Below are 12,591 nucleotides of genomic sequence, written 5' to 3'. Positions count from 1 at the left end.
GCATCCATCAGGGCCAGCGCAGCCGGGTCGTCAAGCCCTGCAACGCGCGGTGCAAGTGCGGCGAAGTCGGCAGGGGTTGCCCGGGCGGCAAAGCCCACGATGCCCTGCGGCCCGCCAAAATCAGTGACTAATTCAGCCAAAAGCGGAGTTTTTTCGGTAAAGCCGTCGATCGCAAGCAGGGCCCTTGCACATAGCGCCCGGCCAAGCCACGCACCGCTGCCTTCATCGCCGAGCGTCAAGCCCCAGCCACCGATCACGCGCAACTCGCTGCCCTGCTGGCGCGCGAAAACCGACCCCGTGCCGATTGTCGCCACGATACCCGGCGCATCGCCTAATGCGCCCTTGATGGCAATCACGACATCAGACTCGATCCGCGCGCGTGCAAACGGCAATTCTTGCGCCAGCCCATCCCCCGCTACGTTGACCCCTGCCAACCCGAGCGCGGCAATCACCTCAGCGGGCGCGCAGACCCCGGCCATGGCCTGCGCCGAAGCCGTCAGCACATTTTCCAGCGCGCCTTGGGGGTTGGAAAACACGTTGGCAGGACCCGCCGCGCCACGGCCCAGAATCTGGCCCGTTGCGTCGGCCAAAACCGCGCGGCAACCACTGCCGCCCCCATCGACACCCAGATAATACATCGTGCACCCCCGCCGCAGCATAGCAGCGGGGCCGGGCTTTGCTAGAGAGCGCGGTTCCAGAGGTTTTCAAGCCGTTCTTGCCGCCCAGAACGGGGCGCGGGGTTCACCCCATCGGAGAGCACCCGCGCGTGAATCGTCTCTAACGTGCCGCTTTTCAGCATCGCCTTGGCCGCAGGCGTATTCCAGCCCGCATAGCGTTCGGCCCGCGCCGCCTCAAGCGCGCCACCTTCCATCATCGCCGCCGCCGATTTCAACGCACGCGCGCAAACATCCATCGCGCCCACATGCGCCAGAACCAGATCCGCCGGGTCAAGGCTTTGACGGCGCAGCTTGGCGTCAAAGTTGGTGCCGCCCGTGCTAAACCCGCCCGCCCGCAGAATCTCGTAATAGGCCAACGCGGTTTCGGGCACGTTGTTGGGAAACTGGTCAGTGTCCCAGCCGCTTTGATAATCGTTCCGGTTCATGTCGATCGAACCGAAGATGCCAAGGCTGGTGGCCAGCGCGATCTCATGCTCGAAAGAATGCCCGGCAAGGATGGCGTGGCCTTGCTCGATATTGACCTTGACCTCGCCCTCAAGTCCGAAGCGCCGCAGGAAGCCATAGACGGTCGCCACATCGTAATCATACTGGTGCTTGGAGGGTTCCTGCGGTTTGGGCTCTATCAGGATCGCGCCCTTGAAGCCGATCTTGTGCTTGTATTCGACAACCATCTGCAAGAACCGCCCCATTTGTTCGGCCTCGCGCCCAAGATCGGTGTTCAGCAGTGTTTCATAACCCTCGCGGCCACCCCAAAGCACATAGTTCTGCCCGCCAAGCCGCAGGGTTGCATCCATGCAGGTTTTCACCGTGGCAGCGGCATAGGCAAATACATCAGGGTCGGGGTTGGTTGCCGCACCGCTCATATAGCGGCGATGCGTAAACAGGTTTGCGGTACCCCAAAGAAGCTTGGTCTTGCGACCCTCCATCTTGGCGGCGAAGTAATCGACCATTTCCTCTAGGTTGCGAGAGGTTTCGGCGAAACTTGCACCCTCTGGCCGAACATCGGCGTCGTGAAAGCAGAAGAACGGTGCGCCGAGAATGTCGAACATCTCAAAGGCGACATCGGCCTTCAGCCGCGCCAGATCCATCGTATCGCCAAACCATGGCCGTTCAAAAGTTTGTCCCCCGAAAGGGTCGCCCCCTTGCCAAGCAAAACTGTGCCACCATGCCACGGCAAAGCGCAGATGATCTTCCATCCGCTTGCCCAACAGAACTTCGTCAGGGTTGTAGTGGCGAAAGGCAAATTCGTTCTGGCTCTGCAATCCTTCGTAGCGAACCTGCGGGATACCTTTGAAAAAATCGGTCATGTCAGCCCCTTTATTGCGATTGCCGCGGCGCGGTAGCGTGCGTGGCCATCGGCGAACGCCTGCTTCAACTGCGAAACAGGCTCTATTACATGTGAAATGGCCGGCTGCGTGGCAATCTCTACCCCTGCGCCGCTGGCCGCCATCAGCGCCAGACGCGCCGCCCCGAACGCCCCGCCAAAGTCGCCGGCAACGGGTACCGAAACCGGCGTATCTAGCGCCGTGGCGATGGCGGAAAGCCAGTAGTCCGACCGCGAACCGCCACCCACTGCCAGCAGGCTTTCGATCCGCGTGCCGGTGGCGGCAAGCGCATCGCGGCAATCGCGCAGGGCGAAGGTGACACCCTCCAGCACCGCGCGCGTCGCCGCGCTACGATCAGTAGCATGGTCCAGCCCGATGAAAGCGCCGCGAATCGTGGCATCGTTTAGCGGCGTGCGCTCGCCGCCGAGATAGGGCAGAAACCGAGTCTTTCCGGGTGCTTGCAACGCGCCCAAAGCGCCTGTCAGTTTTGCGGCATCGCTTCCTGCAAGGGCTGCGAACCAGTTGAGCGCGTCGGTCGCGGCCAGTATCACGCCCATCTGGTGCCACTTGCCCGGCAGCGCGTGGCAAAACGTGTGCACCGCGGTTGCGGGGTCGGGCTGGTAGGCGTCGTTTGCCGCGAAAAGGACACCCGATGTGCCAAGGCTGACAAACGCCTGCCCCGCATGAACCACGCCAACGCCCACGCCCGAGGCCGCATTATCGCCGCCACCACCGGCCACCACCACATCTTTGGAAAGGCCAAACCGCGCCGCAAGTTCGGGGCGCAATTGGCCGGAAACTTGCGATCCTTCAACCAGTCGCGGCATCTGCGCGCGCGAAAGCCCGCAGGCTTCCAGCAATTCATCGGACCAATCACGCTTTTCGCAATCAAGCCAGCTGGTTCCCGCGGCATCCGACATTTCCGCGACATGTTCGCCCGTTAGCCATAGCCGAAGATAATCTTTGGGCAGCAATACTTTGGCTACGCGCGCAAACAGGTCCGGCTCGTGCCGCGCGACCCAGACCAGCTTGGGCGCGGTAAAGCCGGGAAAGACGATATTGCCCGATGTCGCGCGAAAGCGCGGGTCGGCGTCAAGCTCGGCTGCTTCGACATACGCGCGGGTGTCGTTCCACAGAATGCAGGGGCGCAGCACGTCATCCAATGAGGAAAGCAGCGTGGCACCGTGCATCTGCCCCGAAAGGCCGATACCCTTGACCGCGCCAAGCCCATGCGCCGCTAATTGGCCTAAGACCGCCTCGGCCGCACCAATCCAGTCTGCGGGAGACTGCTCTGACCACCCTTCCGCCGGGCGCGAAACGCTAAGTGGCGCTTGCGCTTCGGCCAATACCTGTTGTGCGTCATCCATCAAAAGGCCCTTGAGCCCCGATGTGCCTAAATCTAGCCCGATATACATTACTGCGCCTGCTCGGGCATCTTGCCCAAAATGATCATGCCAAGAAGGTCATCTTCAGTTACATCGGCCACCTTTACGGTTCCCACCAGACGGCCGTTTTTCATAACGCTGGCGCGGTCGCAGAGCATTTTTACCTGATGGATGTCGTGATCGATCAGGAAGATGCCGATGCCCTGCCGCTTCAACTCTCCGATAAGCTCCGCCACCATCTGTGTCTCGGCCACGCCCAATGCGGCTGTCGGCTCGTCCATGATCAGGATCTTGGCGTTGAAATAGACTGCGCGCGCAATTGCTACCGATTGCCTTTGCCCACCCGATAGCGCCGCAACCGGCGCGTGGTATCGACGGAAATTGGGGTTCAACCGCGCCATGATCTTGCGCGTTTCTGCCTCCATCATCGGGTCGTTCACAAAACCCATCGGCGTAGTGATTTCGCGGCCAAGAAACAGGTTGGAGGCCGCATCAAGATTATCGGCAAGCGCGAGCGTCTGGTAGATCGTCTCTATATTGTATTTCCGCGCATCGCGCGGGTTGTCGATCTGCGCCTCCTGACCTTCGACGAATATCTGCCCACCGTCGCGCCGATAGGCACCCGAGAGCATCTTCATCAAAACCGATTTGCCAGCGCCGTTATGGCCAAGCACGCCATGCACCTCGCCGGGGTATAGTTGCAACGACACGTGGTCCACGGCGCGGATGCCGCCGAAGGCCTTTTGCATGTCACGCAATTCGCAAAGCGGGGCGGTGCGAACGTCTTTCATGGTCAAACCCCCGTGCGCCTACGATAGAAAGTGTCGATCAGCACGGCAAGTACCAGCACCATGCCCACCACGATGTTTTGCAAAGGCGCATCGACCCCCACCATCGCCATGCCAGACTGCAAGCTCTGCATGATCAACGCGCCCAGAATGGCGCCGTGAATCGTGCCTATGCCACCCGCAAATGCTGTGCCTCCGATTACCGCCGCAGCAATCACTCGCAGTTCGTCAAGCGTGCCGATATCGTTGGAATGGAAGGTCTGGCGCGACGAGGCGACCACCGCCGAGATGGCGGCCAGCGCGCCCATGATCATAAACAGCTTCACCGTCAGCATACGAATGTTGATACCGGCCAGCGCCGCCGCTTCGGGGTTGCCGCCCGTGGCAAAAATGTAGCGGCCAAGCCGTGTGCGCTTGGCCACGATTGTCATGGCAACTGCAACGACGACAAGCACCAGCACCGAGATCGGGATGCCGTAGCCGGTGGAGTAGCCATCGGGCATCGTTTCACCGCGCGCGGCGAACATTCGCGCAAGCCGGGCGGTCGGGATATCATAAGAATTGAGTATCCAGACAAAGCCAAAGATCAGCACGGTCGCCAAGCCGCCTAGCAAAAACTCGCCCCAGACTGGCTTCACCGGAAAGTCATGCGCGACTTTCAGTTTGCGCGCGCGCACCATGGCCCAGATCGTCGCGGCAACCGCGACTGCGCCAAAAACCCAACTCCAGGTTTCGCCGAGCGTGCCGTTGATGCCCCCAAAGATCTGAAAGTTCTGGTCAAGCGGCCCAATGGTCTGCCCCGAGGTCAAATACCACGCGACGTTGCGCCAGACGAGAAACCCGCCCAGCGTGACGATAAAGGCCGGAATCGTAAGATAGCCCACCAGCCAGCCTTGCAGCGCGCCAACCGCCATGCCGGTAAAGATGCCAACAACGATTGCGATCGGCGCAATCAACGAACTGCCCAGCGGAATGCCAAGCCAGCCCGGCATCACCAGAGTTTGCACCATCGCCATCATCGCCGAAGCGAATGCAAGCAATGCGCCGACCGACAGGTCGATATGGCGCATGACGATGATGAAGACCATGCCCGTCGCCATGATCGCAACAGACACGGTTTGAATCGTTAGGTTGAAGATGTTGCGGGGTGTTACGAAAGTTCCGTTCAGCAACCAGTCGATCGGGTTTGCGCCGCCCGAGTTGCGAAGGCCGCTAAGAAGCTGAAACCCCATGCTTATAAGTAAAAATGCTCCGACCATCCCCAGCATACGGGTGTCAAGTTCGAGCGTTTGGAAAAAGTTGCGCTTCAGTCTTGTCGGCTCGCTCGGTTTGGCATCCGCTGCCGGGGTCGTATTGGTCATAGCCGTGCTCCGGTAGGTCAAGGGATTCCCACCCCAAAGGATGGGAATCCGGTTTCACACAGGCTTGTCGATCAGTTGCACGGTGCCGGGCCCGCGGTCACGCCTTGGCAGAGCGATTCCTTGCTAATCCAGCCTGCATCGACGACCGCGGTAAGGTTGTCGCGGGTAATCGGCATCGGCGCGAGGAATCGTGCGGTCATCACGGTGCCCGAAGGCGTGGTCCAGCTTGTGGCGCCTTCAATATCTGCCGCCATGGCACCGCCAGCCAGCGCAACCGCAATTTCAGCAGCGGCACGGCCCAGATCGCGCGAGTCTTTCCAGACCGAGACGGTCTGGGTGCCCAAGGCCACACGGTTCAACGCGGCGTGGTCACCATCTTGGCCCGAAACAGGCACAACCATGCCTTGCGCGGTCAGCGCCGCAACCGCGCCGCCTGCCGTGCCGTCGTTCGAGGCGACAACGGCATCGACCATGTTGTTTTGCGCCGTCAGGATCTGTTCCATGTTGCGCTGCGCGTTGGCCGGTAGCCAGCCGTCGGTATAGGCCTCGCCAACAATCTTGATGGCACCCGAATCGATTGCTGCCTGAAGCACCTCTTGCTGCCCGCCACGCAGGAAATCTGCGTTCGGGTCGGTGGGCGACCCCTTGATCATCACGTAGTTGCCAGTTGGTGCTGCCGCCAGCACGGCGCGGGCTTGCATGCGGCCAACTTCGATGTTGTCGAAGGTCAGGTAGAAGGCGCGCGGGTCTTCGATCAGGCGGTCATAGGCGATGACCGGAATGCCCTCGTCGGCCGCAGCCTGAACCGCAGGAATGATCGCCTGCGTGTCCTGTGCCAGCACGATTAGTGCGTCAACCTGTTGCGCCATCAGGCTTTCGATATCCGAAAGCTGTTTTGCCGAGGACGATTGCGCATCGGCCGAAACATAGTTTGCTCCGGCGGCATCAAGCGCAGCCCTGATCGCTGCCTCGTCTGTCTTCCACCGCTCTTCCTGGAAGTTCGACCAGGAAACGCCTACCGTCAGTGCCAAAGCAGAAGTGGTATAGCCGAGCGCCATGGTGGCGGCCAGCAAAAGGGTCTTTTTCATGTCTTCCTCCCCAAGACGGGCCAAAGCAGCCCTGCCCGGCGGATTCGCCGGAATGTAGTAATTGTTGGAGTAATAATTTTAGTTGTCAAAATAAAAATGACGCTACACTGTACTCCATTGTATCCAGGCGCGCCGTTTTCGCTGCGAGGCGGCGAAAAAACCGAGTTTTGGATGCTGCGAGCGCAGTATTAAGTTAGGAAGCAGAACTAAAATGGCGGGGCCCTTGGCAAATAGAATGCGCATTGGCGGTGCGGCGGCGGGGTGTGGCCCCCTTATCCCCCCCTTGTCCGAGACGACGCGCCCGCTGCGTCAACAGATCTTCGATCGTGTTCGCGCCGCAGGACAAATTGCGCGGGTGCAGCTTGCCAAAGAGCTTTCGATCAGCCCGGCCTCGGTAACGACGCTGACCTCAGAGCTGATCGAGCGCGGTTTTCTGGAAGAAGTGCAAACCCCGCGCGAGGCGGACACGGGGCGTGGCCGCCCTGCCGTTGCCCTGCGCGTGCGCGCCGCGGCGCATTATGTGGCGGGGATCAAGCTTTCCGACCGAGAGCACACCGCGGTGGTGGTGGATTTCGCCGGAAACCTGATCGCGGGTGAAACGGTCGCGCGGCAACCGGGCGCGATGCAGCTTGCCGAAATCGTAGCGGCAACTGAAAAATTGCTAGATCAGCTGTGCTTAAAGGCGGGCCTGCCGCGCGAAATGCTTTCTGCGATTGGGCTGGGCGTGCCCGGTTTTGTCGATTGCCCCGCAGGCGTCGTGCATTGGTCACCGGTTCTGGTTGACCGCCACGTGCCCTTGGCCGCCGCCGCGAGCCGCAGGTTGGGCCTGCCGGTGCATATCGACAACGACGCAAACCTCGTGACGCTGGCCGAACTGTGGTTCGGCGCTGGGCGCGGTCTTTCGGATTTTGCCGTGGTCACGATCGAACATGGCGTTGGCATGGGCTTTGTCATCAACCATCGGATCTTCCGTGGCTCGCAAGGCATGGGGATGGAGCTTGGCCATACCAAGGTGCAGCTAGACGGCGCGCTGTGCCGCTGCGGCCAGCGCGGTTGCCTTGAGGCTTATGTGGCCGACTACGCGCTGGTGCGCGAGGCACAGACTGCGCTGAACCTGACACATCGCGAAAATCAAAGCGTCGGCGCGCTGCTCGAAAGCCTTTTTGACCATGCCAAGGCGGGCAATGCCGCTGCGCGGGTAATCTTTCATCGCGCGGGTCGGTATCTGGCGCTGGGCCTTTCGAACGTAGTGAATCTGTTTGATCCCGAACTGATTATCCTGTCGGGCGAGCGGATGCGGTATGATTACCTTTACGCCGAAGAGACGCTGGCAGAGATGCAGGCGATGATGCTCAACACCGGCAGGCAAGCGCCGCGCATCGAAACCCACGCATGGGGCGATCTTCTTTGGGCGCATGGTGCGGCGGCGCTTGCGCTGCATGAGGTTTCGGATGGGCTGCTTTGCCCACCCCGCGAGATTGCGGCGCAATGAAGCGGCTGGTGGCGCTGTTTCTGGCATTTCCTGCTGGCGCAGAGCCACTTTTTTTCAACGATGCCGCGCTGTCACCGCCACATATCTATGGCGGGGGGTGGGAACATTTCGTGGGTGGTGGCGTTGCGGTGTTTGATTGCAACGGTGATGCACGCCCAGACCTTTTTGCAGCCGGTGGCGAAAACCCCGGCTCGCTGCTGATCAATACATCCGAACCGGGCGCAGAGTTGCGGTTTGCGGCGGGCGAACTGGCACCCATGACGGGTGTAACAGGTGCCTATCCGCTAGACATCGACAGCGACGGGGCAATCGACCTTGCCGTGCTGCGGGTCGGGCCAAACCTTTTGCTGCGCGGGCTTGGCGGGTGCCGCTTTGCCGATGCGACTGCCGAGTGGGGCCTTGCCCCGCGCGATGCGTGGACCACCGCCTTTACCGCAACATGGGAAAAGGGTGCCACTCTGCCGACACTGGTATTCGGCAACTATGTCGATCGGGGCAATCCCGCCGGGCCATTTGAGGCCTGTGACGTGAATGAGCTCTATCGGCCAGCAGGCCATGTTTATGCTGATGCAGAGACGATTTCACCCGGCTATTGCGCGCTGTCGATGCTGATTTCGGATTGGCAACGCATCGGTGCACCCGAGTTACGGATCTCGAATGACCGGCATTATTACGTTCGCAGCGGCTATGAGCAGATGTTTCATCTCTCGCCTTTAACCGAGCGTCAGGGTTGGCCGCATTTCTCGCTTTGGGGCATGGGAATCGCCAGCCGCGATATCAGCGGAGACGGGTTGCCAGAGGTGATGATGACCTCGATGGGCGACCAGCTGTTGCAATTCAACCGTGGCGATCACTTTGAAAACGCGCCTTATTCGTTGGGCACTTACGCGCAGCGCCCGTTTCAGGGCGATGACGGGCGCCCCTCGACCGGCTGGCATGCCGAGTTTGGCGACCTTGACAATGACGGGCTGCTCGACCTGTTCATCGCCAAGGGCAATGTTGACCAGATGCCGTCAAACGCCATTCACGACCCCAATAACCTGCTGATGCAAAGCGCCCAAGGCGTGTTCCACGAGGCGGCCGCCGCTGCAGGGCTGGCCACCACGGATCGCTCTCGCGGTGCGGCGCTGGCTGATCTCAACGCGGATGGAAGGCTGGATATTGTGGTTGTGAACCGTCGCGCGCCGCTTGAAATCTGGCGCAATGTTACTGAGAACACCGGGAATTGGGCTGAAATAGAGCCTGTTATGCACGCGCCAAACCGCCGCGCAGTCGGCGCGTGGGTGGAGCTTCGATCTGGTGGGCGGGTGCAGGCGGCCGAAGTGACGGTAGGCGGGGGTCACGCGGGCGGACAGGCGTTGGCCCAGCACTTCGGGCTTGGCGCGCAGACCAGCGCGGAGGCGCGCGTGATCTGGCCGGATGGCACGGCGAGCGCGTGGCAGCCGGTTGCGGTAAACACGATCACGCAGATTGCCAGATAACTGTGCGACGGCGCGACACAGGCGCTAGCGGTCAATCGGCAGGCCGGAGGGGACCGAATCCGGTATGCCAAGCCGTCCAGCAAGGGCAACGGGGTCCGTCAAACTATCTAAAAACGCCAGAATAGAGCCTATTTCTGAGGGCGGAAGGGGGCGAAGCGGCGTTGCAGCCTCGGCGATCGCGCTGGTTTCTTTGGCGCTATCCAGAATAATCCAATCGGGCTTGGTATTTGGCAGCGCAGGCAGCACTACCCGCCGGTCGTAGTTGCCAAGCGCCGCAGGCTGGCCGTGGCCCGCAAGAAATGCATCCAGCGTTACATAGGCCCCCGCGTGGCCCCAAGGCCCGGTGGCCGAAACATTGCGCAGTGAAGGGGTGCGAAAGGCGAAAAGGTCTTCTGCCCTCCCGGTCACGCGAAAACGCCCCTCATCGCGACTGTGGCTTTCAAACCGCTCGGCTTTGCCGGGGCCTAGTTGCGGCTCGGCCACAGCATGAAAGGCGTGGTCGGTTTGGAATGGGCCGGAATGGCAGGCAGAGCACCCGGCTTCGCCATAAAACAGCGCCTTACCTTCGGCCGCTGCGGGCGAAAGCGGCGTGCCTTCGCGCAGAAACGCATCGAACGGGCTTGTGTCAGAGCGCCACTCGGCGGCTACAAATACCGCAATGGCGTTGGAAATATCGGTGAAGGCAATAGCGCGCCCAGACGCGATATCGGCATATACAGAGCCGAAACTGGCACGGTACTCGGGAATTGCAGCAACCCTTTCCGCAATGATCTGCCACGCGCCACCCGCACCCGTAATGCGGCCAGAGCGCACTGCTTTGGACACATCGTTTTCACTGTAGTGCCCCGCCATTTCGTCGGGCGAAAGCACCGGAAACATGGTCTGCGCCGAAAGCACCGAGGCAAAGCCGGTGACCATTTCGTCATCCATCGGCGTGCGAAGGCCCGAGGGTCGCGCCGCATCCGCCTCGATCCTCCCGTCATGGAAAAGCCGGGTGAACTCGTTTGCGCCAAGGTTGAAAAGGCCGGGGGCGTTGCGCGGAATGCGCTGTTCGGGGATGTTGTCGGCAGTGATATGGCGGTCTGGTCCAAGGCCGATTGCGCCCTCGCCCAGCCCCAGCGACAACCCGTCAGAGGTGCCAAAGCGCGGATGGTGGCAGGTGGCGCAGGAAATGTTGCGGTTTCCTGACAAGATCGGGTCGTAGAACAAAAGCCAGCCAAGCCGCACCTCGGCAGGGTCTAGCGGGGCATAGTCGGCATCAGTGACTGGCGCGGGCAGGTCTGCCAGTGCCGGCGAGGCGCAAAGCAAAAGCGCCGCAAGCCGTTTCACATCCGCTCCTCCGACGACTGCGCCCAAAGGTTGATCGCTTCATCCTTTGCGTGGCGGTCGATTTCGGCCAGTTCTGCCTCGGTGAAATCCAGCCGTTCCAGCGCGCCGACGCAATCGTGCACCTGCTCGGGCCGCGACGCGCCAATCAGCGCCGAGGTAACCATTCCGCCACGCAGAACCCAAGCGATGGCCAATTGCGCAAGGCTTTGCCCGCGTGCCTCTGCGATGCGGCTCAAGGCGCGCACCTTTTCGATGGCGGCCGGGGTAAGCTTGCCCGGATCAAGGCTTTTGCCTTGCGCGGCGCGGCTGTCTTCGGGAATCCCCTTGAGGTATTTGTTGGTCAGGATCCCTTGCGCCAGTGGCGTGAATACGATCGAGCCTACCCCCAATTCGGCCAATGTTTCGCGCAAGCCGTCGCGTTCGACCCATCGGTTGAGCATGTTGTAGCTTGGCTGGTGAATTACGCAGGGGGTGCCCAAATCTTTCAAGATCGCCACCGCTTGGCGCGTTCGGGCGGAATTGTAGCTGGAAATCCCCGCGTAAAGCGCACGGCCAGATCGCACGATCTGGTCAAGCGCACCCATCGTTTCTTCTAGGGGTGTCGAGGGGTCGAAGCGGTGTGAATAAAAGATATCCACATAGTCGAGACCCAAACGCTTGAGCGAGGCATCGCAAGAGGCGATCAGATACTTGCGGCTGCCCCATTCGCCATAGGGGCCGGACCACATCTGGTAGCCCGCCTTGGATGAAACGATCAGCTCGTCACGATGGCCTGCAAAATCGGTGCGCAGAATCTCGCCAAATGCCTCTTCGGCGCTACCACCGGGGGGGCCGTAGTTATTGGCAAGGTCGAAATGCGTAATGCCAAGGTCAAATGCGGTCTGGCAAATGGCGCGCTTGGTAGCGTGCGGGGTATCGTGCCCGAAGTTGTGCCAAAGCCCGAGCGATAGCGCGGGAAGCAACAAACCAGACGCGCCGCAGCGGTTATAGACCATGCTGTCATAGCGGTTTTCGGCGGGAACATAACGCATAGCGGCCTCCTGCTTGGCTTGCGATAGATGACCACAGACGGGGCAACCTCGCAAGTTGCGCCCGCATCGCAAGCCGCTAAGCTGGCGCGAAATCGGAGGGTAGGCAATGCGCCGCGTATGGGGCTTCATCATCGACATGGTAAACCGCATCGGCGACGCGCAGATGGGGCTGATCGCGGCAGGTGTCGCGTTTTATGCGATGTTTGCGGTGTTTCCTGCGATGACTGCAACCATCGCACTTTGGAGCCTTGTTGCCGATCCCGCTGCGATTTCCTCTTACATGCAGGTTGCCGAGCAGTTCGTGCCAGCCGAAGCGTGGGTCATTCTATCCGATCAGGTCGCCGCACCTCTGGCTGGGCCGAAGGCAAGCATTGGCTGGGCAAGCCTCGCGTCATTGCTGATTGCGCTTTATTCGGCGCGGGCTGGGGTGGCGGCGTTGGTCAAGGGGCTGAACGCCATCCACGGAACCGCGCAGCATTCTACCCTATGGGGCTTTGTCTTGGGCTATGTGCTGACGCTGGCGCTGGTCTTGGTCATCCTGCTGGCGCTGGCCACAGTGGTGGTGGTGCCGATTGCGCTGGCGTTTCTTCCGCCAAGCCAACTGCAAGGCTGGCTGTTGTCGGAACTGCCGTGG

Annotated in this window: 11 protein-coding genes; 3 read left to right on the top strand and 8 right to left on the bottom strand. The window is 61.0% G+C overall.

Annotated features, from left to right (window positions below):
- The 6 genes from ABY403_RS07050 to xylF all read right to left on the bottom strand — a co-directional run.
- Positions 1–638 (bottom strand): BadF/BadG/BcrA/BcrD ATPase family protein (locus ABY403_RS07050; RefSeq protein ID WP_372840053.1); only part of this gene is annotated, 638 nt, incomplete at its 3' end.
- A 41-nt stretch (positions 639–679) separates the two neighbouring features.
- Positions 680–1,984 (bottom strand): xylose isomerase, encoded by a 1,305-nt coding sequence (gene xylA / locus ABY403_RS07045; protein WP_372840052.1) that lies wholly within the window; start codon positions 1,982–1,984, stop codon positions 680–682.
- Complete coding sequence (xylB, locus tag ABY403_RS07040) at positions 1,981–3,417, bottom strand: xylulokinase (RefSeq protein ID WP_372840051.1); 1,437 nt, start codon at positions 3,415–3,417, stop codon at positions 1,981–1,983. The genes xylA and xylB overlap by 4 nt, the downstream gene beginning before the upstream one ends.
- Complete coding sequence (locus tag ABY403_RS07035) at positions 3,417–4,178, bottom strand: ATP-binding cassette domain-containing protein (RefSeq protein WP_372840050.1); 762 nt, start codon at positions 4,176–4,178, stop codon at positions 3,417–3,419. Before ABY403_RS07035 ends, xylB begins: the two co-directional genes overlap by 1 nt.
- Positions 4,179–4,180: 2 nt before the next feature.
- Positions 4,181–5,536 (bottom strand): sugar ABC transporter permease, encoded by a 1,356-nt coding sequence (locus tag ABY403_RS07030; RefSeq protein WP_372840049.1) that lies wholly within the window; start codon positions 5,534–5,536, stop codon positions 4,181–4,183.
- 71 nt (positions 5,537–5,607) lie between these two features.
- A complete protein-coding gene (gene xylF, locus ABY403_RS07025) occupies positions 5,608–6,624 on the bottom strand; it encodes a D-xylose ABC transporter substrate-binding protein (RefSeq protein ID WP_372840048.1) in 1,017 nt (338 codons plus the stop codon).
- 211 nt (positions 6,625–6,835) lie between these two features.
- On the opposite strand from xylF, the gene ABY403_RS07020 reads away from it, so the two are divergent.
- The gene (locus ABY403_RS07020; RefSeq protein WP_372840047.1) at positions 6,836–8,116 is read left to right on the top strand and encodes an ROK family protein; all 1,281 of its coding nucleotides are present in this window, start codon (positions 6,836–6,838) and stop codon (positions 8,114–8,116) included.
- Positions 8,113–9,597, top strand: a complete 1,485-nt coding sequence (locus tag ABY403_RS07015; RefSeq protein WP_372840046.1) for a CRTAC1 family protein — start codon at positions 8,113–8,115, stop codon at positions 9,595–9,597. The genes ABY403_RS07020 and ABY403_RS07015 overlap by 4 nt, the downstream gene beginning before the upstream one ends.
- Before the next feature lie 24 nt (positions 9,598–9,621).
- Here the strand turns inward: ABY403_RS07015 and ABY403_RS07010 are convergent, their stop codons facing one another.
- Positions 9,622–10,926: a cytochrome-c peroxidase gene (locus tag ABY403_RS07010; protein ID WP_372840045.1), complete on the bottom strand. Its 1,305-nt coding sequence runs from the start codon at positions 10,924–10,926 to the stop codon at positions 9,622–9,624.
- Positions 10,923–11,957 (bottom strand): L-glyceraldehyde 3-phosphate reductase, encoded by a 1,035-nt coding sequence (gene mgrA, locus ABY403_RS07005; protein WP_372840044.1) that lies wholly within the window; start codon positions 11,955–11,957, stop codon positions 10,923–10,925. The genes ABY403_RS07010 and mgrA overlap by 4 nt, the downstream gene beginning before the upstream one ends.
- A 106-nt stretch (positions 11,958–12,063) precedes the next feature.
- On the opposite strand from mgrA, the gene ABY403_RS07000 reads away from it, so the two are divergent.
- Positions 12,064–12,591: YihY/virulence factor BrkB family protein (locus ABY403_RS07000; RefSeq protein ID WP_372840043.1), on the top strand; the 528-nt coding region annotated here is incomplete at its 3' end.

This window comes from Phaeovulum sp. (genome assembly GCF_041596715.1).
In the GTDB taxonomy this organism is placed as follows: Bacteria; Pseudomonadota; Alphaproteobacteria; order Rhodobacterales; family Rhodobacteraceae; genus UBA6213.
This window is presented reverse-complemented; position numbering and strand designations above follow the sequence as displayed.